The 24,211-nt window shown below is 60.7% G+C and carries 18 protein-coding genes and 1 pseudogene; 15 read left to right on the forward strand and 4 right to left on the reverse strand.

Features of this window, described 5'->3' with window-relative positions:
• Positions 1-479: 479 nt before the first annotated feature.
• From BQ8794_RS19395 to BQ8794_RS19405, 3 genes are read left to right on the forward strand one after another with little or no spacing between them, the layout of a single operon-like run.
• Entirely contained in the window at positions 480-1,694 is a 1,215-nt protein-coding gene (locus BQ8794_RS19395; RefSeq protein ID WP_077380254.1) for a glycosyltransferase family protein, read from the forward strand.
• A gap of 1 nt (position 1,695) precedes the next feature.
• Entirely contained in the window at positions 1,696-2,940 is a 1,245-nt protein-coding gene (locus BQ8794_RS19400) for a glycosyltransferase (RefSeq protein ID WP_077380255.1), read from the forward strand.
• Positions 2,937-4,133: a glycosyltransferase family protein gene (locus BQ8794_RS19405; protein ID WP_077380256.1), complete on the forward strand. Its 1,197-nt coding sequence runs from the start codon at positions 2,937-2,939 to the stop codon at positions 4,131-4,133. Before BQ8794_RS19400 ends, BQ8794_RS19405 begins: the two co-directional genes overlap by 4 nt.
• Before the next feature lie 84 nt (positions 4,134-4,217).
• Here BQ8794_RS19405 and BQ8794_RS19410 read toward each other — a convergent pair whose 3' ends face one another.
• A complete protein-coding gene (locus tag BQ8794_RS19410; RefSeq protein ID WP_077380436.1) occupies positions 4,218-4,889 on the reverse strand; it encodes a class I SAM-dependent methyltransferase in 672 nt (223 codons plus the stop codon).
• Between the two features lie 82 nt (positions 4,890-4,971).
• On the opposite strand from BQ8794_RS19410, the gene BQ8794_RS19415 reads away from it, so the two are divergent.
• The 4 genes from BQ8794_RS19415 (at position 4,972) to BQ8794_RS19430 (ending at position 9,789) form a co-directional block, all read left to right on the forward strand.
• The gene (locus BQ8794_RS19415) at positions 4,972-5,319 is read left to right on the forward strand and encodes a hypothetical protein (RefSeq protein ID WP_077380257.1); all 348 of its coding nucleotides are present in this window, start codon (positions 4,972-4,974) and stop codon (positions 5,317-5,319) included.
• 17 nt (positions 5,320-5,336) lie between these two features.
• Positions 5,337-8,051 carry an ABC transporter transmembrane domain-containing protein gene (locus BQ8794_RS19420; RefSeq protein WP_077380258.1) on the forward strand — a complete coding sequence of 905 codons (2,715 nt, stop codon included), beginning with the start codon at positions 5,337-5,339 and terminating at the stop codon, positions 8,049-8,051.
• 300 nt (positions 8,052-8,351) lie between these two features.
• Positions 8,352-8,801: a cyclic nucleotide-binding domain-containing protein gene (locus BQ8794_RS19425; RefSeq protein WP_077380259.1), complete on the forward strand. Its 450-nt coding sequence runs from the start codon at positions 8,352-8,354 to the stop codon at positions 8,799-8,801.
• A 133-nt stretch (positions 8,802-8,934) separates the two neighbouring features.
• Positions 8,935-9,789 (forward strand): MBL fold metallo-hydrolase, encoded by an 855-nt coding sequence (locus BQ8794_RS19430; RefSeq protein ID WP_077380260.1) that lies wholly within the window; start codon positions 8,935-8,937, stop codon positions 9,787-9,789.
• A gap of 1 nt (position 9,790) precedes the next feature.
• On the opposite strand, the gene BQ8794_RS19435 is transcribed toward BQ8794_RS19430, so the two are convergent.
• A complete protein-coding gene (locus tag BQ8794_RS19435; RefSeq protein ID WP_077380261.1) occupies positions 9,791-10,555 on the reverse strand; it encodes a polysaccharide deacetylase family protein in 765 nt (254 codons plus the stop codon).
• The gene (locus BQ8794_RS19440) at positions 10,552-11,640 is read right to left on the reverse strand and encodes a glycosyltransferase family 4 protein (protein WP_077380262.1); all 1,089 of its coding nucleotides are present in this window, start codon (positions 11,638-11,640) and stop codon (positions 10,552-10,554) included. The genes BQ8794_RS19435 and BQ8794_RS19440 overlap by 4 nt, the downstream gene beginning before the upstream one ends.
• Before the next feature lie 92 nt (positions 11,641-11,732).
• Between BQ8794_RS19440 and BQ8794_RS19445 the strand changes: the two genes are divergently transcribed.
• The 8 genes and pseudogenes from BQ8794_RS19445 (at position 11,733) to BQ8794_RS19480 (ending at position 22,713) form a co-directional block, all read left to right on the forward strand.
• A complete protein-coding gene (locus tag BQ8794_RS19445; RefSeq protein ID WP_077380437.1) occupies positions 11,733-12,893 on the forward strand; it encodes a DUF3095 domain-containing protein in 1,161 nt (386 codons plus the stop codon).
• Between the two features lie 69 nt (positions 12,894-12,962).
• Positions 12,963-14,343 (forward strand): annotated as a pseudogene (locus BQ8794_RS19450) (nucleotide sugar dehydrogenase).
• Positions 14,344-14,549: 206 nt separating this feature from the next.
• Positions 14,550-15,890: an adenylate/guanylate cyclase domain-containing protein gene (locus tag BQ8794_RS19455; protein WP_077380263.1), complete on the forward strand. Its 1,341-nt coding sequence runs from the start codon at positions 14,550-14,552 to the stop codon at positions 15,888-15,890.
• 164 nt (positions 15,891-16,054) lie between these two features.
• Complete coding sequence (locus BQ8794_RS19460) at positions 16,055-17,950, forward strand: ABC transporter ATP-binding protein (protein ID WP_077380264.1); 1,896 nt, start codon at positions 16,055-16,057, stop codon at positions 17,948-17,950.
• On the forward strand, positions 17,947-19,845 hold the full coding sequence (locus BQ8794_RS19465) for an ABC transporter substrate-binding protein (protein ID WP_077380265.1): 1,899 nt from the start codon (positions 17,947-17,949) through the stop codon (positions 19,843-19,845). The genes BQ8794_RS19460 and BQ8794_RS19465 overlap by 4 nt, the downstream gene beginning before the upstream one ends.
• A gap of 2 nt (positions 19,846-19,847) precedes the next feature.
• Positions 19,848-20,846: an ABC transporter permease gene (locus BQ8794_RS19470; RefSeq protein WP_077380266.1), complete on the forward strand. Its 999-nt coding sequence runs from the start codon at positions 19,848-19,850 to the stop codon at positions 20,844-20,846.
• Positions 20,843-22,024, forward strand: a complete 1,182-nt coding sequence (locus BQ8794_RS19475) for an ABC transporter permease (RefSeq protein ID WP_077380267.1) — start codon at positions 20,843-20,845, stop codon at positions 22,022-22,024. Before BQ8794_RS19470 ends, BQ8794_RS19475 begins: the two co-directional genes overlap by 4 nt.
• 209 nt (positions 22,025-22,233) lie before the next feature.
• Positions 22,234-22,713, forward strand: coding sequence for a class I SAM-dependent methyltransferase (locus tag BQ8794_RS19480; protein ID WP_077380268.1), 480 nt, complete (start codon positions 22,234-22,236; stop codon positions 22,711-22,713).
• A gap of 60 nt (positions 22,714-22,773) precedes the next feature.
• On the opposite strand, the gene BQ8794_RS19485 is transcribed toward BQ8794_RS19480, so the two are convergent.
• Positions 22,774-24,189 carry an adenylate/guanylate cyclase domain-containing protein gene (locus BQ8794_RS19485; RefSeq protein ID WP_077380269.1) on the reverse strand — a complete coding sequence of 472 codons (1,416 nt, stop codon included), beginning with the start codon at positions 24,187-24,189 and terminating at the stop codon, positions 22,774-22,776.
• Positions 24,190-24,211: the final 22 nt, after the last annotated feature.

Raw genomic sequence — 24,211 nt, forward strand, 5'->3', positions numbered from 1 at the left:
GGTCGCCTCGGCCACGGTCGGCTCGCTCACGGGTGTACTCCTTTGGCTGTTCGGGCGGCGGCTTAGCACAGATCAGCGGCTTCGCCGATACCGACAAGACGGCTAGATGGGCGGCAACAGTGTTACTTGGGACATAAAAGGGATGCCGATGGCGTGCGCCTTGGAAGTCAACGGCTCGCCGCTATCCGGAATGGTGTCGCCCGTGGTGAACGGTCGATACGGGGGGCGCATTACTGTCGCCTACCTGGGCCGGAACCAGACTCTCGGACTGTTTAAGCCCATTGACTTCCGGAGGTCAGGCGCGCGACCCGGATCAGGATTCGGGCCAGTGCGCAGCTTCCTGGCTTCTGCATATGAACCTTCTTGGGTAATTGATAATTGCGCCGTCATGTTCCAAAACAGGTCGGTAGACCCGGCAGGATGGTTTCGTGCGGGGTCGTCCACGGTCCTCAGGCGAGAATTCCAAAAGACGTTCAACAATGACCCACCACGTACAAAACGCTCGAATTCTCATGTACAGCCACGACACGTTCGGGCTCGGCCACTTGCAGCGCTGCCGGACGATCGCGCATTCGCTGGTCGAGGATTTCCGCGGACTTCAGGTGCTTATCATCTCGGGTGCGACTATCGCTGGCGCCTTCGACTACCGCGCCCGTGTCGACTTCGTGAAGATCCCCAGCGTTATCAAGTTGCGCAACGGCGAATACACCTCGCTGGAAAAGGATATCGATCTGCATGAGACGCTAAGGATGCGCCAGTCGATCATCCGCCACACAGCCGAGACCTTCCGGCCGGATATCTTCATCGTCGACAAGGAACCGCTTGGCCTGCGCGGTGAGATCGAGGACACGCTGTCCTACCTCAAGACGCGGGGCACCACGCTCGTGCTTGGCCTGCGCGAGGTGATGGACGCCCCGCATCTGCTCGAAGCAGAGTGGGCACACAGGGATGTGATGCGCAAGATAGGCCTGTTCTACGACAAGGTCTGGGTCTATGGTCCGCCGGATTTCTACGATCCGTTGACCGGTTTGGATGTGCCGCCGGCTGTCAGGGCAAAGATGAAGTTCGTCGGTTTCCTGCAACGGAGCCTGCAGAAGAACGAGTTGCCCGGCCACCGGCCCGAGGGCGACTATATCCTCGTTACCACCGGTGGCGGCGGTGACGGCGCCGATCTGATCCACAGCGTCATCGATGCCTATCAGCACGATCCGCAATTGCAGCATAGGGCGCTGATCGTGCTTGGGCCTTACATGCCGGCGCGCAAGCGCAACAAGCTGCTCAAGAAGGGGTCCAAGATCCCCTATATCAAGATCATCGAGTTCGACAACCGCATGGAAGAGCTGATTGCCGGCGCCAAGGCAGTCGTGGCGATGGGCGGTTACAACACCTATTGCGAGATACTGTCTTTCGACAAGCCGGCGCTGATCGTGCCGCGCGTCAAGCCCCGCGAGGAACAACTGATCCGAGCAAGGCGCGCAGCCGAACTCGGCCTCATCGAGATGCTTTTGCCGGAAGAAGCCGAGGATTCCCAGCGGTTTGCCAATGCACTGGAGGTGCTGCCGGGCCGGCCCGGCCCATCGCAGAGCCATCCGCATCTGACGCTGGAAGGGCTGCCTCACATTTCCGAAATCGTCGCGGAATTGCTCGACCGGCGGGGCGGCCATCACCTTTCGGTCATTGAAGGCATGAACTGAGTTGCAACATCGCAAGATCGTCGTGGTTCTGAAGGGCTATCCGCGGCTGTCGGAAACCTTCATCGCGCAGGAACTGCTCGGTCTGGAGCGTGCGGGGTTCGACCTGATACTCGTCGCGCTCAGGCGGCCGACCGAGGCAAAACGCCACCCCGTGCATGACGAGATCAAAGCGCCCGTCCATTATCTGCCGGAATATCTGCATGAAGAGCCGCTGCGCGTGGTTCGCTCGCTGTTTGTTTATCTGCTTCGGCCGGGCTTCTGGCGCGCGCTCGGATCGCTGGCTATCGATCTCGGCCGCGACTTTACGCGCAATCGCGCGCGCCGCTTCGGGCAAGCGCTCGTGCTGGCGGCCGAATGGCCGGAAGGCGCGGGCTGGCTGCATGCACATTTCGCGCACACACCGGCATCGGTGACGCGCTATGCCAGCCAGCTTCGTGGCCTGCCCTGGAGTTGCTCGGCCCATGCCAAGGACATCTGGACTTCGGCGGACTGGGATCTGGCCGGCAAGCTTTCCTCGGCCCGCTGGACGGTCACTTGCACGAAAGCCGGCTTCGACCGTCTGAGAAAACTCGCTAACGGCAACTCGTCTGTGCATCTGAGCTATCATGGGCTCGACCTTGATCGCTTCGGCGGTTTCGGCGAAGCGCGAAAACAGCATGACGGCTCGGCGCCGGACGAACCGGTTATCGTTCTGAGTGTCGGGCGCGCCGTTGAAAAGAAAGGTTACGACACCTTGCTGGAGGCCCTTGCCCTCTTGCCTGGTGATTTGGCGTGGCGTTTCGAGCATATCGGCGGCGGCGACGAACTGGAACAGTTCAAGGCGCTGGCGCAAAAGCTCGGCCTGGATGGTCGCGTCTCTTGGAAAGGCGCGCTTGCGCAGGAGGAGGTGCTTGAGCACTACCGCTGTGCCGACATCTTCGCCCTGGCCTGCAGGATCGCCGCAAATGGCGACCGGGACGGTCTGCCGAATGTTCTGGTGGAGGCGGCTAGCCAGCGGCTTGCCTGCGTATCGACCGATATTTCCGGCGTGCCGGAGCTTTTATCGCCGGATGAAACAGGGCTGCTGGTTCCGACGGAAAACCCAATTGCACTGGCACAGGCGCTGGAGCGCCTGATCCGTGATCCCGTGTTGCGCGCTCGCCTCGGCGACGCCGCAGAGCGGCGCGTGCGCGGTAATTTCGATCATTTGGCAAGCATTGGACAGCTCAAGGAACTGTTCGAGCGGGAGTGGCGGGCCGCCGAATGAAGCGGCTGCGCGCTTTCTTCTATGTCCAGCACCTGCTCGGTATCGGCCATCTCGCGCGCGCCAGCCGCGTTGCGGCGGCTCTGGTCGATGACGGGTTTGACGTAACAGTCGTGACCGGCGGAGCGCCGATCGCGGGGTTTCCGGGAGTGGGCGTGAAATCTGTATCCCTGCCACCTGTCACCTCCGGTGATGAAGGATTTTCCGGACTTGTCGATCTGCAGGGCAAACCCATCGACGATGATTTCAAGAAATGGCGTTCAGAGATGCTGCTGCAGGCGTTCCGGGATTGCAGGCCTGATATCGTCATTGTCGAGGCGTTTCCATTTGGACGCCGACAGATGCGTTTCGAACTCCTGCCGCTGATCGAGGCCATCGACGCGACGTCGCCCAGACCGCAGCTGGCGACGTCCGTCCGTGATATCCTTCAGGAGCGCGTCAAGCCGGGCCGAAACGAGGAAACGGTCGATCTGATCAACAGGCATTTCGACCTTGTCATGGTCCACGGCGATCCGGCTTTCGCAACCCTCGACAAGACGTTTCCACTGGCTGGGGCGATCAAGGCCGAGGTCACCTACACAGGGCTCGTTGCCGCGCCGCCATCGCCCGCGGCCTCCGAGCGCTTCGACGTTCTGGTGTCGGTTGGCGGCGGGGCTGCCGGAAAGAGCCTTGTCAGCTCCACCATCGCAGCGGCGCGAAATGCCAACAACGCTTGGAAATGGTGTTTGATCACCGGCCCAAACCTGCCGAACGACGAGTTTGACGCGATCGCACGCGATGCCTCGCCGGTCATATCCATCTTCCGGTTCCGCGAGGATTTCGCCAGCCTGCTGACCGGCGCCCGCCTGTCAGTCTCGCAGGCGGGTTACAACACCGTCTGCGATGTCCTGCGCGCGGGTTGTCGCTCTCTGCTCGTTCCATTTGCAGCCGGCGGGGAAACCGAACAGACGGTTCGCACCCTGATGCTCGAAAAACTCGGTCTTGCAACGGTGCTGATGGAGAAGGACCTAACGCCTGAAGGTTTGGCCCAAGCGATCGAACAGGCGCTTGCGGGACCGATGCCAGCCGCGCATCGTCTCGATCTGGAAGGCGCGCGTCGCTCGGCGCAAATTCTGCGCCAGCGGTATCAAACATGGTCCCTTAAAGTGGGGCCCGGTTTCGGAAAAGTTCATGATCAAACAAACGATAGATGCTAACGCGCGTCGCGTCTGGCGAGATTCGTGCGACGCGCTTCAACTCCTCGTTTATGCATGTCGTTGTCCCAAACCGGGCGAAGTGCATCAAACAGTTCCAATCAGCATGAAGCGCGTATAATTTTTTGTCGGCAGTTCGCCGGAGAACCGCACCTCCCGTAGCGCCGCCATTGCTTCGAAGGCTGCAAGTGAAGCCACGCAGTTGATGTGCGTCGGCTCGCTGAAATAATCGTTCGATTGCAGCAGTACAGTCGTGCCCCGCGGAAGCAGAGCAAGCCAGGCGCGCAGATCGGCTATGTGTTCGCAGCTCGTATTGACCATCAAGTCGGGCCGTTCGGCCGCATAGTCGAGTGCGTACATATCTGCCGTCAGCGCCCGGAACCGGTCGCCGGCTTCCCGGTTGAGGGTCCGGGCGACCGGCGCGACTTCGGGATCGATGTCGATGCTATCGACCGCCGCGATGTCGAAGCGGGCGTCGTTGAAAAGCATTGCCGGCAATACGCCGTACCATCCACCCAGAACCCATATGCGCCCGAACCGACCGCCGCAGCTTTCGAACAGCCTGTCGAGCGCCCACATCTTGCAGGCGACCTGCTTGTGGTTGAAGGCGTTGGCGATATCGGCGTTCGGATGCTTGGTGATGACGCGCGCCAGCCCTGCCACGAGAGGGCAGTTGACATAGGCAGCAATTCCCCGCGTCAGGTCCAAGGCTTGTTCGTGCCAGTCCATGCCGGCATTGCGTGGTTGCGTGACATCCATCATATTCGTCTTGTATGTTGGGATTTCGGGCGACACAACGCAATCTTGCCTCCCGGAAGGCTGTTGATTCGCGGACGTGATTATGCTGCAAGCCGCTTCGCCATTGCCCGGTGCCGGAGAGAGCCTGTTGCATCTGTCCGGACCATCGGCATCCATCCGCCAGTACCAGCCGCGCAGCTGCGGCCTCGTGCTGCTCGGCTATTCGCCAAAACACTACCGAAGCCGCGAACCGTTTGGCCAGCCGCCTTCTTCGATGATCAGCATCGACCATGCGCCGGAACTGGATCGCGCCGCCTCGCAGGTTCCTTCCATCGTTGAGCGCAGGACAATCTCCGTGCGCTGCAGCTTCGAGCTTGTCTTTGGCGACGAAGAAATTGCCGACACGCCATTCGCCAGCAGGTGCTTTTACATCCTGCATCCTTCCAACTGAAGGGTCCACAGCCGCATATGGAACCCAGCCTAGCCCGCTATATCTGGACGCACACCAAGAAGCAGCAGCTCTGGATATTGATGATCGTCGTGCTTTCGATGATCCCGTATTTCATGTCCTTCGACCTGCCGAAGCTGATCATCAACGGCCCGATCCAAGGTAGCGGCTTCGAGCAACCGGGCGCGACCCAACCATTCATGAGGCTACACTATAGCCTGCCGTTCATCGGAGAGGTCCAGTTCTTCTCCGGTTTTCAGCTCGACCGCAAGGCGACGCTGTTTGCCCTGAGCCTTGTGTTCCTCTTGCTAGTCGTCATCAACGGCCTGTTCAAACTCTACATCAACACCTACAAGGGCCGCCTCGGCGAACGCATGCTGCGGCGTATCCGCTTCGATCTGGTCGATCGTGTGCTGCGGTTTCCGCCGTTTTACTTCAAGCGGGTGAAATCCGCCGAAGTGGCGACCATGGTGAAGGACGAGGTGGAGCCGCTGGGCGGCTTCATCGGCGATGCCTTCGTGCAGCCGGTGCTGCTCGGCGGCCAGGCGCTGACGGCCATGCTGTTCATCGTGGTCCAGAATTTCTGGCTCGGAATGATCGCGGCCGGGATCGTGGCGATCCAGATCGTGCTCATCCCGCGAATGCGGCGGCGGCTGATCGTGCTCGGGCGCGAACGGCAGTTGACGGCGCGCGCGCTTTCGGGCCGGGTTGGCGAAATCGTCGACGGCATCGGCGCGGTTCACGTCCACGACACATCAAACTACGAGCGCGCCGACATAGCTGCCCGGCTCGGGCTCATCTTTAAGATCCGCTTCGATCTTTACCAATGGAAATTCATGGTGAAGTTCCTCAACAATTTTCTCGCGCAGGTCACGCCCTTTCTGTTCTACATGATCGGCGGGTATCTGGTCATCCAGGGGCGGCTGGACGTCGGTCAGCTCGTGGCCGTGATCGGCGCCTACAAGGATCTGCCCGGACCGATGAAGGAACTGATCGACTGGGATCAGGCGCGGCAGGATATCCAGGTCAAATATCAGCAGGTCGTTGAACAATTCACCGTCGATCGGCTCATTGCGCCGAGAATCGGGGTATTGACGACCGATGATCCCGATCCGATGACCAAACCCCTGTCGGCGATCGGTCTGTCCATAGCGGATGATGGCGGAGCAATGCTCCTCGACCGTGTCTCCCTCCAGATCAAGCCGGGTGAGACGGTGGCGCTGGTCAGTACCGCAACAGGTGGAGCCGAGGCGCTTGCAGAAGCCTTCGGAAGGCTGAACTGGCCGGACAGCGGAAAGGTCGCTTCGGGCGCCGACGACTTGCTTGAACTCCCCGAAGCAGTGACCGGCCGGCGCATGTCCTATGCCTCGTCGGATGTTTTCCTGTTCCAGGCAAGCCTACGCGATAACCTGCTCTACGGGCTGAAGCATGCGCCGCTGACATCGGTGCCTTATGACGGTGCTGCGGCAGACCAGCACCGCTGGAACATGCAGGAGGCGCGCCTGTCGGGCAATCCGGATCTTGATATCCACAGCGACTGGATCAACTATGCTTCCGCCGGCGCTACCGGCCCGCACGACCTTTTTGAAGCCGTGCGCCGGGTACTCGACGCGGTTGTTCTGTCGCGCGACATTCTGGATCTTGGCTTGCGCTCTTCGGCCGACCTCACGCGTCACGCCGAGCTTGCCAGGCGGATCGTCGAACTGCGTGCGGCGCTGCGAACCCGGCTGGAACACGAAGGGCTGAGCGGACTGGTGGTTCCTTTCGAACCGGGCGCCTACAACAAAGAAGCAACGATCGGCCAAAACCTGCTCTTCGGCGCTGCCGCCGGCCCCGAACTGGCCGACAGGGCTCTGGCGGCCAATCCCTATTTTGCTTCTGTGCTAAGGCAAGCCGGCCTCGACCGCACGCTCTACGAAATGGGCATGGAGATCGCCGAACAGGCGATCGAACTGTTTGCCGACCTGCCGCCCGATCACCAGTTCTTCCAGCAGCTCGCCTTCATGAGCGCCGAGGAGATACCCACCTACGAAACCTTGCTGCAACGGCTCAAGAACCGTCCCCACGAGGCGGTTTCGGAGAACGACCGCGCGATGATCGTCACCTTGAGCTTTGCCTATATCGAGCCCCGGCACCGCTTCGGCCTGCTGAGCGACGAACTGATGAGCAAGATCGTCGCTGCACGCAACCTGTTCTATAAAAACCTGCCGCCCGAGCTGCAAAATGCGATCGAACGGTATGATCCTGCCAAATACATTGCCGCGGCCACCGTCATGGACAATGTCCTGTTCGGGCGTTTGGGCAGCAACCATCCCGACGCGCCGGACCGCATACGCTCCATCGTCTATGACATTCTTGACGAACTTGGGCTTTATGCCGAACTTCTGGATGTCGGCCTGGACTTCAACGTCGGCTCCGGCGGCAGGCGGCTGACCAGTGGACAGCGACAGAAGCTCGATGTTGCCCGGGCCCTGCTCAAGCGTCCCGATTTTCTCATTCTCAACCGGCCGCTGTCGGCGCTCGACCAGCGCATGCAGGATAAGGTGCTGCGAAACGTGCTCGAGGAAGCCAGGCGCGACGGCCATTCGTCGGCAATTGTGTGGGTCGTGACGAATCCGGCGATGGGGATGATGTTCGATCGCGTTATCGTCTTCGCCTCGGGTAAATTGGTGGAAGACGGAACACCCGAGACACTTTTGGCAGGGAACGGTACATTCAAGGAACTGTTGTCATAGCAACGGACATTCAGATGGGATCATTCTGCCGGTGGGAATTTACTGCAAGGTCAAGGGATTCGACGAAGGGCGTAGCGAGGCCACATCCCGCCAAGACCCGAAGGTTTTGCCGCAAATTCATCCGGCTCGTCGGGTTTCCGGTTGGCGGACGCCATTTCCAGGCGGCATCGCCCGATCGCACGACATCGGGCTCGCCACCTTTCGCGCGATTCGTCTCGCCACCCCGGAAACAGAATTCATTCCATCAGGGCGTCCGTTGCTCTAGTCTGGCAAACGCGAATTTTGGGAAGGTTTGCGACAATGCTGCTCAAGGATGAAGTTGCAATGCTGCAACGCGTTCCCTTGTTCTCTGCCATCGAGCCGACAAAGCTCAAGCTGCTTGCGTTCACATCCGATCGTGTGAGCTACAGCGCCGGCCAGATCCTTTTCCGGCAGGGCGACGAGGGAGACGCCGCCTATGTCATCCTTTCAGGCAGGGCGGATATTCTGGTCGATTCCGACAGCGGACCGATAAAAGTTGCCGAACTGGAGCCAAATTCGATTGTTGGCGAGATCGCCATATTGTGCAACAGCTCTCGCACCGCCACCGTCAGAGCGGCAAGTCCGCTGGAAGCCTTGAGGATCAGCAAGGATCATTTCCTGAGGCTTATGAGGGAGTTCCCGGAAATGACCATCGAGATATTGCGGGTTCTTGCCGATCGCCTAAGCCATACGACCGCGGATCTGATCGACGCACGAAGCGCCAAATAACGGATGACGTGTGCTCGATCCTCGCCGTCGCGATGGCACTGGCCTCTTGCTGAGAAGGTCACCCGGAGAAACCTGTCTCGCCTAGCAGCAGTTGTTTGGCTACGATGGGCGACGGGGACTGGGAAGGGGTAGCATGGACTACGAAGTTTTCCTGGTCAGGTTTTGGGGCGTGCGCGGCAGCATTCCGGTATCGGGGCCAGAATTCTCTCGCTATGGCGGCAACACGATCTGCATTGAGATGCGATGCGGTAAACATACGCTTCTATTCGACGCGGGCTCTGGCCTACGGCCTGCCGGCGGGGCGCTTCGGGCGTCGGGCGTGACCGATTTCGACCTGCTTTTCACCCATTGCCATTACGATCACATCATCGGACTGCCGTTTTTTGCGCCGATCTATGACCGGAGCGTCAAGGTTGCGCTTTGGTCCGGGCATCTTGCAGGACGCATGACGACCCGGCAGATGGTCGATGAGTTCATGCGGCCGCCGTGGTTTCCGGTGAAACTGGAGATCTGCAAGGCAAGCCTCGACTGCCGCGATTTCGTATCCGGAGACGTGCTTCGCCCGCGTGAAGGGGTGGTGGTCCGAACCGGCAGTCTTATCCATCCGGGCGGCTGCATAGGCTACCGCGTCGAATGGGGCGGCCGGGTCGTGGCGGTGATCACAGACACTGAGCACGAGCCGGACAAACTCGATCAGGCGGTGCTCGGCCTGATCGAAGATGCCGACCTCGTCATTTACGATTGCACCTACACCGACCAGGAAATGGAACGCCGCCGCGGTAACGGGCACTCGACGTGGCAACAGGGCGTCAAGCTCTGTGAGGCGGCCGGTGCGCGGGGGCTTGCGTTGTTTCACCACGATCCGACACGCACCGACGAGGAACTGGACGAGATCGAGCAACTGGCCAAAGCCAGGTTTGCCGGCGCTTTTGCCGCTCGGGATGGCCAGACGCTCAAATTTCCGGGCTCATTGCACAAAAAGCGCTGAGCTATTTTACTCTACCGACGCTGCGCCCGATCAATGTCCCGATCGGAAGCCATGCGCAGGCTTCAGTCTGTGCGGTGACTGTGAACAGCCGTTCGAGGAAAAGCCAGGCCGATTCATCATGTACGAGATGATGGGTGAGCAGGCCGACCGGTTCGCCGCCGTCGAATGCATGCTGCAATTGCGCGATGATAGCCTGAACCAATAGGCCGTGATCGCGGCAGCCGCGCGTGCCGTGCCAATCAATGATGTCGACATTGCTGTTGATGACCGTCAGTGGAGCCGGCTTCGGCGGCCCATAGACCGACAGCGCCGCAAATCCTATCGATCCAAGGTCGGATACCAAGCCGGCGTCGATCCTGTTCCAGGGTGGCACCAGCATCGGAACGGCACGTGCGCCGTGCAGGCCGGTTACGTGCGACAGCCCGCGAGCCAGATCATCGAGCACCACCTCGCGTGGCCGATGCGCGCCGAGCTCCTGCTTTTTCTGGTCCTCGGGCGCATGATTTCGGTGCGCCCAGCCATGGATGGCGACCGTGGCATGCGGCGCCTCGTCAAGCCGGGCGACAAGCTTCTCATCAGTCAGGGCCGGAATGACGGCCAGAGTGACCGGAACCGCGAATTCACCGGTCAGGTCGAGCAGCCGATCAAGCGCAGGCGTCGGATCCACGGCGTCATCGTCACGCAGCCAAAACTCTGCCTTACGGTCTGCCCGTTGCCGGCACGCCAGTTCTTCCACCAAGGGCTGCCAGATCTGATCGGATGTCATGAAACCGGGATCTTCGCAAGAAGTTCGGCCAGACGCCCCGCTGCAACACCGAGGGAGCGTTCTTCGAGGATGAAACGTCTGGCTTCCGCGGCCATGATGGTTCTTTCGTCGTTACGGGCGAGAAGCCTTTCAATGGCAGAAGCGAACGCCGCCACATCGCCCGGCGGGGTGAGAAACCCGGTCTGGCCATCCCGCACGACCTCCGGCACGCCGGCGATGTCCTGAGCCACCACCGGAAGGCCGGCGGCCTGTGCTTCAAGATAGGCAACGCCATAGGCCTCGCCGTAACCCGGCCAGACGTAAATTCCCCCACTGTAGAGGACATCCGGCACGGCGGCTGGCTCAATCGCGCCAAGCCATTCGATACGGTCGGCGGGCAAGCCGGCGAATTGCGCTTTGACCTCGTCACGGGCAGGCCCATCCCCGACGACCGACATGGTCCAGGGCAGGTGGCCGATCGGACCGAGCGCCTGCGCCAGCATGCGATAGCTTTCGACTTTGTCGCCCGGGCGCATCATGGCGACGGTAACGAGGCGCGTCGGACAACCCCGTGCCGGCATTTCCCGGAATACCGATGTGTCGATGAAGGGCGAAAGCATACCGAGAGCGGCGGCGGGAATCGCATCTGTCAGTCCCTGACGATCCCTTTGCGTGAAGCAGATGTTCAGCCCTGCCTGTTCGACGGCTCGCGCCACCAACGCTTGCGTATCGGCCCACAAACCAGCGTTGCGCCGCCTCGAATAGGAGGCTTCCGCCGTCACATAGGGGATAGCAAAGGCCGACGCCAGCTCGGGTCCGATCAGGTCGGGCGCCTTGTAATAGGGATGATAGGAGAACCAGAGATCGGGCTTGCCGTCACGATCCCAAAGCTTTGTCAGCCGCGCGGCTTCCTCTCGGGCCTCGATCGTGAGCGCATCGAAACTTTTCGACTCCGGTTCGCGTAGGTAGAAGCGCAATTCGGATGCCAGTTCGACGCTATGCCCTCCATGCTCCAGCGCCTTGACCAGCGTCCGCGCCATCTGGCGGTCGCCGGAGGCAACGGGATGATTGGGCGACTTCAGTGGCGCGTAGAAGGCAATTCGCATCGCCGGACCCTATCATCGGAAAGCCTGCGCAAGTCAATTTCGAAGCATGATCGACTTCACCTTCAAGCAGTGGAATGTGCTATCTGATGCTTATGGAAACAGCTGCCGCGTCCGACCCGTTTGTCGCTTCTTTGCCGGTTTTCGCAAAATTCGAAAGCGTTGCCGATATCGATAACTATCGGCCTCTCCCGGATGGCTGGGCGCTGGCCACCGCCGACATCGTCGGCTCGACCAAGGCGATCGAGGCTGGGCGCTATAAAACCGTCAATATGGCCGGCGCCAGCGTCATTTCGGCGCTGCTCAATGCGCTGGGTCGGCAAGATCTTCCCTTTGTCTTCGGCGGCGACGGCGCGCTCGTGGCGTTTCCCGGCTCGGCGCTGGAGATCACCCGCAGCGCGCTGGCGGCTGTCCAGAGATGGGTGGCGGACGAACTCGACCTGACCTTGCGTGCCGCAATCGTGCCGATAAAGGACATAAGAGCGCAAGGCCTCGACGTTCGCGTGGCGAGGTTCCGGGCCTCCGAAGCGGTCTTCTATGCCATGTTCGCCGGCGGTGGCGGCAGTTGGGCGGAAGCCGAGATGAAAGCGGGGCGCTATCGCATCGATCCTGCGCCGGCCGGCGCGCGGCCGGATCTGACCGGCCTCTCCTGCCGCTGGAACCCGATTGACGCCCGGCATGGCGAAATCGTCTCGATCATAGCCATACCGGGGGCGTCGCGCGACTTGCGCGGTTTTCAGTTTCTGGCTTCCGACATCATCGCCCTTGCCGGCAGGCAGGAACGCGATGGCCACCCGGTGCCGGCGAACGGGCCGGGCTACAGTTTTCTGCCCGCCGGCCTCGATATCGAGGCGCGGGCCATGGCGCCGGCAGGATGGCGGTGGCTGTCGAAGCTGTGGATAGTGTTCCTGATGACGCTTACGGCTGTCACCGATAGATATGGCTGGACGATCGGCAGCTTCGATCCGAAGATCTACAAACGCGACGTGGCCAGCAATTCGGATTTCCGTAAGTTCGACGACGGCTTGAAGATGACTATCGACGTTGACGCGGATGTGTTGCAACGGATCGAGAACCGGCTGAAACAGGCGGAAGAGGCGGGCATCTGCAACTATGGCCTGCACCGCCAGAAATCGGCCTTGATGACATGCCTCGTCGCCTCGCCGCTGCAGCGCGATCACGTTCATTTCATCGATGGCGCCGCCGGCGGCTATGCGATGGCCGCCGCAAGCCTGAAGGCGAAGGTGCCGGTCTGACGACAGCTTGCGGAAATCGATTTTCCGCAATATGCCTCGGGGTTCTTGGGGAACCAGGTGAGCCTCGCCATGGGCGCGGACGGCCAGTCCGAATTGACGGAAAGCAGATTTTTGGACGCCTCACGATCGACATATGACTGCCTTCTGAACCGGATTTCGACGCGCGCCGCGCAAGTCGGCGTGATCGGACTGGGCTATGTCGGGTTGCCGCTGGCGGTTGCCATCGCACGCGCCGGCTTCCCGGTTTCCGGCTTCGACATCGAATCCCAGAAGGTCGAGACCCTGAACAACGGCCAATCCTACATTGAGGCGGTGACGTCGACAGCCCTTGCCAGCCAGGTGGCGAGCGGACGGTTCCGCGGCACTGCGGATTTTGCCGAACTGGCCGTCTGCGATGTCATCATCATCTGCGTTCCGACACCGCTGACGAAAAACCGTGAGCCGGACCTTTGTCAGGAACACGGCAGGCACCGTCGCGAAGCATCTGCGTCTCGGCCAGCTGATCGTGCTGGAATCGACCACCTATCCCGGCACCACCGACGACGTGATCAAGCCCATACTGGAAGAAACCGGCTTGCAGTCGAAGATAGACTTCTTCCTCGGCTTCTCGCCCGAACGCGAGGATCCCGGCAACCGCAGCTTTGAAGTCGCGACGATCCCCAAGGTCGTGGCAGGCGACGGCATTGAAGCGGCGACACTCGTGCAGGCTTTTTACCAGGGCGTGGTCAAGACCGTCGTTCCGGTTTCCACCACGGCGACCGCCGAGGCGGTCAAGCTGACGGAGAACATCTTCCGCTCGGTCAACATAGCCCTGGTCAACGAGTTGAAGGTCGTGCTCGGTGCGATGGGCATCGACATCTGGGAGGTGATCGAGGCGGCAAAGAGCAAGCCCTTCGGCTACATGCCTTTTTATCCTGGCCCCGGACTTGGCGGGCACTGCGTTCCGATCGATCCCTTCTACCTGACGTGGAAGGCGCGCGAATACGAAATGCCTACCCGCTTCATCGAGCTGGCGGCAGAGATCAACACGGCCATGCCGCGTCATGTGGTCGATGAACTGGCGAAGGCGCTGGACCGGCGCTGCGGCAAGGCGCTCAGCCGCTCGCGCATACTCATCATCGGGCTCGCCTATAAGAAGAATGTGCCCGACATCCGCGAAAGCCCCTCATTGCGGCTCATTGAACTCATCGAGGAATGGGGCGGCAAGGCGGAATTCCACGATCCGCATGTTACCGAGATCCCGACCACACGGGAGCATATGGCGATCAAGGGGCGGAGCTCGGTCGAATTGACCGAGGCGGCATTGAAGGATTTCGATGCTGTCGTCGTTGCAACCGACCACGACGCGATCGACTATCAGGCGATCGCTGATCACGCTCTTCTGATCGTCGACACACGCAATGTGTTTGGCCGCCTCGGGCTAGCCCGAGAGACGGTGGTGAAGGCCTGACGGCGTCTGAGCCCGCGAATTTTCTGCCTGATGTCAGGATCGTGATTGCACTCCGCCGGCAGCCTCGCCACATAATGCCCCTTCGCCGGCTTTTGCCGCCGAAGCCGGCTTCATTGACTTCGAGGGTCTTTTCTCTGGGTCGTTAGCGGACCGTGTTGTGGCGGATCAAAGGAGAATGGCTCGTCTTCGACGGGTCTTGAGATAGCATGAGCACAGCGCAAGCAGAAATTTCCACCATTCTCATGGATAAGGTTGCCGATTGGCTGACCCAATCGGCGCTGGCGGGCGACGCCCTAGAAACATTGGTAAGGGGCTTTTGTGAACGGCTGGCTGCTGCCGGCCTGCCGCTGAAGCGGGTGCATTTGAGCTTTTCGATGCTTCACCCGCTTTATGACGCGCTTGGCTTCACCTGGATTCGCGGCCAGGGCATGGAAGTGGAAGGCTTCCGCAAACAGGACGGCGTTCATTCTGACAGATTCCTGACCAGCCCATACTACCATCTGCTCAGCAACAAGCTCGACCATTTGCGGCGCCGGCTCGACCCGTCGGTGCCGTCGGAATTTCCTGTTTTCGATGACTTCAGGCTTATGGGTGTGACCGATTACATGGCTTTCGTCCATCCCTTCAACGGCAACACCAGTCAGGGCATGATGGGGTCCTGGTCCACCGACAGCGCTGCAGGCTTCAGCGACAGCATGATTTCAGCGCTGCTGCGCATCCAGAACCATCTCGCTATCGCAACGAAAATGGCGGTGCTCACCAAGCTGGCCGACAACATGATGACCACTTATCTCGGCGGCGACGCCGGCAGGCGCGTGCTGGACGGCCAGATCAAGCGCGGCGAGGGCGACACAATCCGGGCCGCACTGGTCATGGCCGATATGCGCGGGTCGACAAGGCTTGCCGAAACTTCCGGCCGCGAAATCTACATCGATACGCTGAACCAGTTTTTCGATGCCATTGCTGCACCTTTCAATCGCAGAGGTGGGCAGATCATGAGTTTCCTGGGGGATGGCTTCATTGCCGTCTACCCTTGCGAAAGGCACCGCTCGCAGTCCGAGATCGCCTGCCAGGCTGCTCTTGCGGCAGCGCACAAGGCCACCGCGCGCATGATGGATCTCAATCTGCGCAGAAAGGAGCAGGGGTTGGCCGACATAAACTTTGGCATCGGCCTGCATGTCGGCAATGTGATGTTCGGCAATGTCGGGCTTACCGACCGGCTCACATTCTCTGTCTTCGGCTCGGCTGTAAACGAGGTCCAGCGCCTCCAAACCCTGACCAAGAAATTTCCGCACAGCGTTCTCGCCAGCAAAGACTTCGCCAGCTATTGCGGCGCCAACAGCTGGCTGACGCTCGGCAACGAGGAACTGGCGGGCATCAAGCAGAAGCTGACGGTGCTTTCACCCGATCTGTCGGGTGCTCTCGCACTCGATGAGGACGGTGCGCTGGAGCCGATTCACGACCGAATATCCGACGCCGAGCAGGTCATGCTGCTTCATCGCGATGCCTCTCGGCTGTCGGCGGGCGACCCGAGGAAGCTCCAGTAACCGCCACGATCTGATCCGAACGCCTTTGGTATGCAGTCCCTTCGCCGGTTCCGCCAGGGAACTGGCGACCGATTCGAATCCAAGTTGCTCTAGGCTGGCAATGCGCTAGTCTCGCTTTCTGGGCCTGCCGCCCGGCAGGCTGCCAGAGTGGGGCTGGTGTGAGAATGAATTTGGGTGTTGATCTGCTGCGGATCGAGGATGTTGGCATCTCTTTTGCCATTGTCGGGGGACCGTTGCATGCCGTCAGGCGTGCAAATCTTCGCGTCCTGCCCGGCAAGGTTACTGCGCTTGTCGGCGAGTCCGGTTCCGGAAAATCGGTTCTCAGCCAGGCAGTGATGGGCATTTTGCCGAACACAGCCCGTGTTCGCGGCCGTATCCTGTTTTCGGATCCTGAAAAGCCCGGCACGACGCAGGATATCCTGCAGATGCCGCGTGACGGACCCGAAATCCGGGCGTTGAGAGGCAGCCGCATCGGCAAGATCTTTCAGGAGCCGATGACATCACTGTCGCCGCTGCACACGGTCGGCAATCAGGTCAGCGAATCCCTGCAGATTCATACGCCTATGGCTCGGGCGGAGCGCAAGGCGCGGGCCGAGGACATGCTCGACCTTGTCGGCTTTCCCAACCCCAAGCGCGCCTATGACATGTATCCGTTTGAACTTTCGGGAGGATTGCGTCAACGCGCCATGATCGCCATGGCGCTGATCTGCCGGCCCGCCCTGTTGATCGCCGACGAGCCGACAACGGCGTTGGACGTCACCATCCAGGCGCAAATCCTGCAATTGCTGCGCGGGCTTCAGGCCAAGCTGAACATGGCGATGCTGCTGATCACGCACGACCTTGGCGTGGTCGCCAATGTCGCCGACGAGGTGGTGGTCATGTACCATGGCGAGATCATGGAAGCGGGACCTGTCGAGGCGATATTCCGCCGGCCGGGCCACCCTTACCTGAAGGGCCTGATGGCAGCCGTTCCGCATTTCGACCTGAAGCCTGGCGAAAGGCTAAAGGCGCTCCGCGAGGTGCCGGTGAATGTCGGGAACCTGCTCGGCAAGCAGACGGCGCCGGCATCGAAGGGGCCGGACGACATCGTGCTGTCGGTCAGGGATCTGACAAAGACCTTCACCATCCGCAAGTCCGGATGGTTCGGCGGAGATCATCAAACCTCTGTTCGCGCCGTGGACGGCGTGAGCTTCGATATCAGGCGGGGTGAGTGCCTCGGTCTTGTCGGCGAAAGCGGCTCCGGCAAAACCACCGTCAGCAAGATCCTCATGCGGGCTGTCACCCCTAGCGGCGGCTCTGTGATCTTCAACGGCCGCGATGGGCCGATCGACGTCTTGGAAGCCGAGGGAGACGCCCTACGCATGCTGCGCGCGAAAATCCAGATGGTCTTCCAGGACCCGGTTTCGTCGCTTTCACCTCGCATGACGGTGGAGAACATCTTGAGCGAGCCGCTGGAAATCCATCAACGTGGCAATGCCGCGTCCCGACTCGCCACGGTCAAGAGCCTGATGCAGGCAATCGGGCTCGATCCGCGCTTCATAAAGCGTTATCCGCACAGTTTCTCCGGCGGGCAGCGTCAGCGTATCGGCATCGCGCGCGCGTTGGCGCTGGGGCCCGAACTCCTGATCTGCGACGAGCCGGTTTCGGCACTCGATGTCTCTGTCCAGGCGCAGATCCTGAACCTTCTGAAGGACCTGCAGAAGGAACTGGGCCTGACCTACCTGTTCATATCCCACAACCTGGCGGTGGTGGACTACATGGCAGACCGCATCGCGGTGATGTGCGGCGGGCGTATCGTCGAGCTCGCGCCGCGCGAAATTCTGCTTAGGAAACCGGTCCACCCCTACACGCGCTCACTGGTCGCCGCAGTACCTTTCCCCGATCTCGACAGGCCAATGGATTTCAAGACGCTGAAGCTCGACAGCGCTTCCGACACCAGCACATGGGGACCGCAATTCCGCGACGAGGGCGACGAGGATATGCTGTCGCCGCTCGAACTTGGCGGCGGCCACCTCGTGCTGGCCCGGCGTACGGCCGATGTCAGCGAGTTACGCCATTGATCAGCCGGCGCACCGTCCTCGGACTTATGGCTTCGGCATTTCTGCCGGGCACGTCGCGCGCCGGCGATCTGGAGCCGGAATTTCTTCAGCCCAAGCTGAAGGCCAAGGCGCTGCCGGCACTCGCCGAACGCTTGCCCAAGAGCCCGCGCGCGTTGAACCTCGCCGCGATGGGTCGGCAGCCCGGCCAGTATGGCGGCACGCTGCGCACGATCATCGGCAGCCAGAAAGATATCCGGATGATGACGATCTACGGGTATGCTCGCCTGGTCGGCTATGACGAAAAGCTCAACTTGCAAGCCGACATTCTCGAACGTTTCGACGTAGCGGATGATCGCGTCTTCACTTTCAAGATTCGGGAAGGGCATAAATGGTCTGACGGTAGCCTGCTGACGCCGGAGGATTTTCGCTATTGCTGGGAAGATGTCTGGCTGAACGATGAGCTTTCGCAAGGCGGGCTTGCCCCCGCCCTGCTGGCGGACGGCAAGCCGCCACGCTTCGAGATCGTCGATCCGTCGACGGTCCGCTATAGTTGGGATGCGCCCAATCCCGACTTCCTGCCCAAGCTTGCTGCTGCTTCGCCGCTATCGCTGGTTCTGCCGGCCACCTATCTCAAGCAGTTTCACAAGAAATACCAGGATCCATTCCGGCTCGCCGGCCTAATGAAGGAGAACCGGGCCAAGAAATGGACGCTCCTGCATATCCGCATGTCGCGGCAGTATCGCCCGGAGAACCCGGAACTGCCGACGCTCGATCCCTGGCGGAACCGGACCAAGCCGCCGGCCGAGCAATTCGTCTTCGAGCGCAACCCGTTCTTTCATCGAATAGACGAGAATGGCCGGCAACTGCCCTATGTTGACCGGATTGTAATGAACGTCAGCTCGCCGGCGATCATTTCCGCTAAGACCGGTGCGGGCGAGAGCGACCTGCAAAGCATGGGAATTGACTTCACCGACTACTCCTTCCTGAAGGATGCGGAGAAGCGCTACCCGGTGAAGGTGCATCTCTGGAAACGCACGCAGGGTTCGCGGCTGGCGCTGCTGCCCAATCTGAATTGTGCCGACCAGGTGTGGCGTGGCCTTCTTCGTGACGTGCGCGTGCGCCGCGCCCTTTCGCTCGCTGTGGATAGGCGCGAGATCAATTTGGCCGTGTTCTACGGACTGGCGCAGGAAAGTGCCGATACGGTCCTGCCGGAGAGCCCGCTCTACCGGCCGGAATTCGCGAAAGCCTGGATCGCCCATGATCCGGACCAAGCCAATGCCCTGCTCGACGAGGTCGGGCTTCAGACGCGTGACGATGACGGCCTGCGGATACTTCCCGATGGACGCCCTGCGCAGATCATAGTGGAAACGGCCGGCGAAAGCACGCTCGAAACCGACGCGCTCGAACTCATCACCGATCACTGGCGCAAGATCGGGATCGCCCTGTTCATCCGGACTTCGCAGCGCGATATCTTCCGCAGCCGCGCGCTTGGCGGCCAGATCATGATGTCGATGTGGTCGGGCATCGACAATGGCGTGCCGACCGCCGACATGAACCCGTACCAGCTGGCCCCCACCATCGACGACCAGCTGCAATGGCCGCTCTGGGGTGCTTACTACTTGTCTCATGGCAAGGTCGGTGAGGCGCCCGATCTTCCGCCTGTGGTCGAGCTGATGGCTTTGCTCAAGCGCTGGAACGCATCGACCGAAGCCACGGAGCGCGCCGAAATCTGGAATTCAATGCTGTCGATCTACACCGATCAGGTGTTTTCGATCGGCACCGTGAACGGAACCCATCAGCCGGTTCTGGCGTCCTCGCGGCTGCGCAATCTGCCTGACAAGGCGCTCTACGGCTACGACCCGACCGCCTATTTCGGTGTCTACATGCCGGATACATTCTGGCTTGGAGAGTCCTGAGCGTGCTTCGATATTTTGTCTGGCGCATCGCCGTGATGGTTCCAACGCTGCTGGTCATATCGGCACTGGTGTTCACGATCATCGAACTTCCACCAGGCGACTATTTCGACAGCTATGTTGCCGAGCTTCGGGCTCAGGGCGAAGCGGTGGATTCCGATCGCATCGAGATGATGCGCAAGGACTATGGTTTCGACCAGCCACCGATCATTCGCTACTTCTACTGGGTCGGCGGGATGCTGCACGGCGATTTCGGCTATTCCTTCGAATATGAGCTGCCGGTTCGCGACGTCGTCGGGGACCGAATGTGGCTGACCGTGCTGGTTTCCTTCGTCACGATCATCTTCACCTGGCTCATCGCCTTTCCGATCGGCATGTACTCCGCCACGCATCAATACAGCTGGGGCGACTACGGCCTGACTCTCTTCGGCCTTCTCGGCCTTGCCATTCCGAACTTCATGCTGGCGCTGATCCTGATGTATTTCGCCAACATCTGGTTCGGCACATCCATCGGCCATCTCATGGACCAGCAATATCTCGGCGAGCCTATGAGCTGGGCCAAGGCGAAGTCGATCCTCGCCCATCTCTGGATTCCGGTCTTGATCATCGGCACCGGGGGCACGGCAAGCATGATCCGGAGGCTGCGCGCCAATCTTCTCGACGAGCTACACAAGCAATATGTCGTGACCGCGCGCGCCAAAGGCCTTCATCCGTTCAAGGCGCTGGTCAAATATCCGCTGCGCATGGCGCTCAATTTCTTCATTTCCGACATCGGCTCTATCCTGCCGGCCATCATCTCCGGCGCCGAAATCACGGCGATCGTCCTGTCTTTGGAAACGACCGGGCCGATGCTGATCAAGGCGCTGCAAAGCCAGGACATGTATCTGGCAGGGTCGTTCCTCATGTTCCTCGCCTTCCTGACGGTCATCGGTGTCCTGATTTCCGACCTGGCGCTGGCGCTGCTTGATCCACGAATTCGTTTGCAGGGTGGCAGCACCAAATGAGCACGCATTCGCCGCTGCCCGCTCCGGGTGCTCCGCTGCAACACTACGTTTCCAGCGCGCCCTTTGACCTGCAGTCGGTCGAGGCGATGACGCCGGAGCAGTCGAAGGTCTTTCAGGCGTCGCAGTTGCGGCTGATGTGGTGGAAATTCCGGGAGCACCGGCTTGCCGTTATATCCGGCATATTCCTGGCAGCGCTTTATTTCGGGATACTGATCTGCGAGTTCCTGGCGCCCTACAATCTGCACACGCGCAACATGGACTACATCTATTCGCCGCCGCAGCGGGTGCACCTGTTCCACAACGGCCAGTTCGTCGGGCCGTTCGTCTATGGCCGCCAGATGACGCTGGATATGGAAACGCTCAAGCGGAACTACATCGAGAATCAGGATGATGTTCAGCGGATCCGTTTCTTTTGCAAGGGCGACAGTTATCTGTTCTGGGGTCTGATCGAAGGTGACAGGCATTTTGTCTGCCCTGCCGAAAACGGCCAGCTCTTTCTGGCCGGCACTGACAGGCTGGGGCGCGACGTACTCTCGCGCATCATCTATGGCGCACGCATTTCACTGACAATTGGCCTCGTCGGCATCAGTTTCAGCTTCCTGCTCGGCATTGTGATCGGCGGACTGGCCGGCTATCACGGCGGTATTTTCGACCTGATCGTTCAACGGATAATCGAAGTTCTGCAATCGATCCCCAGCATTCCGCTGTGGCTGGCTCTGGCGGCGATCATGCCGATAACCTGGAGTCCGATCCTGATCTATTTCGGCATCACCGTCATCCTCGGGCTGCTCGACTGGACCGGACTGGCGCGGGCCGTGCGTTCCAAGCTTCTAGCCTTGCGCGAGGAGGATTACGTTCTGGCCGCGCAATTGATGGGCGCCAGAAGCAGCCGCATCATCGGGCGGCATCTCATTCCCGGCTTCATGTCGCATCTGATCGCGACGGCCACGATCTCCATACCCGGCATGATCCTGGGCGAGACGGCGCTGAGCTTCCTCGGGCTCGGCCTGAGGGCGCCGATAACCAGCTGGGGCATCCTGCTCACCGAGGCGCGCAGCGTCAGCGTCATCGCGTTCTATCCATGGCTGCTTTTGCCGATGCTTCCCGTCATTCTCGTCATCCTGGCGTTCAACTTCCTCGGCGACGGCCTGCGGGACGCCGCAGACCCCTACAAGTGAGATCGCTATTCCGCCGCGCGCCGGCCGCCGACTCCACCCGGTATGATCCTGTCGGCAGCCTGTCCGGTTATTGCAGCGTTCATCGTTCGCCTCTATATGTGCCGAGACGCGATCGGGGTTTAACACGTCGCCCTCGGGTTTCACCGTGAACCGTTCTGGTCGCGGGCCTTGCCGATCTCTTGAGCTGGTTTCCGGACACACAAACGCATATGACTCGCCTTGAGAATTTCATCAGCAGGATGACCGCACAGCGGGACATTCTCGATCAAGTTTGCCCCGAGGTGGCGAAGATGGAAGGGCTGGTGCTCGAGCTCGGCCTCGGCAACGGCCGGACGTTCCACCATCTGCGCGAGCGCCTGCCCGGACGCCGGATCGTGGTGTTCGACCGCGAACTTAGCGCACACGCCAGCTCAATTCCCGACGCTGAAGACTTCGTGCTCGGCGAAATACGCGAGACGGCGAAGAGGTTCATTGGCATCGACGCGGCTCTTGTTCATGCCGACATCGGCACCGGCTATGACGATCGTGATGCAGTGACCTCTACCTGGCTTCCCGATCTGATCGCGAGCCTGCTTCGCGTCGGCGGCTTCGCGGTCAGCGGCACGCCGCTCGATCACCCGCTGTTGCAACGCCTCCCGCCACCGCCTTCGGTGCCCGCCGATCGTTATTTTGTCTGCAGGCGCGTGTGAGGGGCCGAGACGATCGTCAGGGCCAAATCGTCAGGGGCCAAGTCTTCAGGGGCCAAGTCTTCAGGGGATCGTATAGACGGCTATCTCCCGCTCAATGCCGCGCAGCGAGACCTCGTGGGGCACGGGCGTCAGCGAGTGCCTGTGCAACAGATCGGCGGTGAGATTGTCGTCGACCACCGCACGAGTGGCGAAGATCGCCTGTGCGTTGGCAAGGTTCTGGACCCGCGAAGCGATGTTGACCGTCTGGCCGAAATAGTCCTGTCGCTCGTTCATAGACACTGCGATGCAGGGGCCGGCATGGACTCCGATCTTGAGCAGCAGATCCTCGCGCCCGCTCTTGTCGTTGAGCTCACGCATGGCATCGCGCATCCTGAGGGCCGCAGCGATCGCACGATCAGGCGTCGCAAAGGTCGCCATCACCGCATCACCTATCGTCTTCACCACCGCGCCTGCCTCCGCCGCGACGATCTCGTGCAGAACCTGGAAATGCACGCGCACGAGATCGAAGGCTGAAAGATCGCCCACCCGCTCGTAAAGCTCGGTCGATCCGCGCAGGTCGGTGAACAGGAAGGTCAGGCTGGTGATTTTCAGGCGCTGGTCGATGTCGAGCGTATCCGTGCGATAGAGATCGCGGAACGTCTGGTTGGTGAGCAGGCGCTTGGCGGTCAGGAAGGGCCGGCGTTTGCCCAGGAGATCATGCAATTCCTGGCCGGCGATGAAGACCGTCGGCAGCACGCGGGTGTCGGTCCTGTTCTCCAGCGAAATGCGCAACGGGCCGGGTTGCATCTCCAGAGTCTGGTTCTGGACATGGTCGCGGTCGAAGACCAAAGAGAGGCTTCGGCGCTCTTTTGTTGGTTCGCCCTTCCCGTCGATGAACTGCGCTGAATGGGTGACCGGCTCGAACACGATGACGAATTCAGACGGAAGCTGGATGGGCAGAACCGCCTTTTCACCGGGGGCAAGCTCGATATCCTCCAGTGAGAACGCTTCTATCTTTTTCGCGAAATCCTCTTCCGGCAGATCGACGCCGGACGCCCAGTAGATCTGGCGGAAATATTCCACCAACGGCAGTTCGTGTGGATTGTGGGCGGCAATCCTGCGCACGCGGGGACTGACGGTGAATGTCACCTCGACCATCTCGTCGAGGGTCGGCGAATAGCCCTCGGAGCACAGCGCGCAGGTGTATTCGTCCTTCTGCAGGGTTTTCAGCGTGGCGTTGGTGTCGAGCACGCCGCCACAGCCGGGGCATAGAACATTCCAGGAAATGTCGAAGATGCCCACCCGTGCCGCATGGAGAAAGGCGCTTATGGCGCGTTCCTCGTCGAGGCCATGCTTGCTGGCGAAGGCTGGCGCATTGATGCGGCAAAGTTCGCGGTCCTTGCCCTCCGCGATGGTTCGCCTGATCGCGTCGATTGCCTGCGGATCGACATCGGTCGATTGCCGCAGAAGCGAGAACAGGTCCTGAGCTTCGTTCATCGTGCAGGCTCCGGAAAATGCG

This window comes from Mesorhizobium prunaredense (genome assembly GCF_900156895.1).
Taxonomy (GTDB): Bacteria; Pseudomonadota; Alphaproteobacteria; order Rhizobiales; family Rhizobiaceae; genus Mesorhizobium; species Mesorhizobium prunaredense.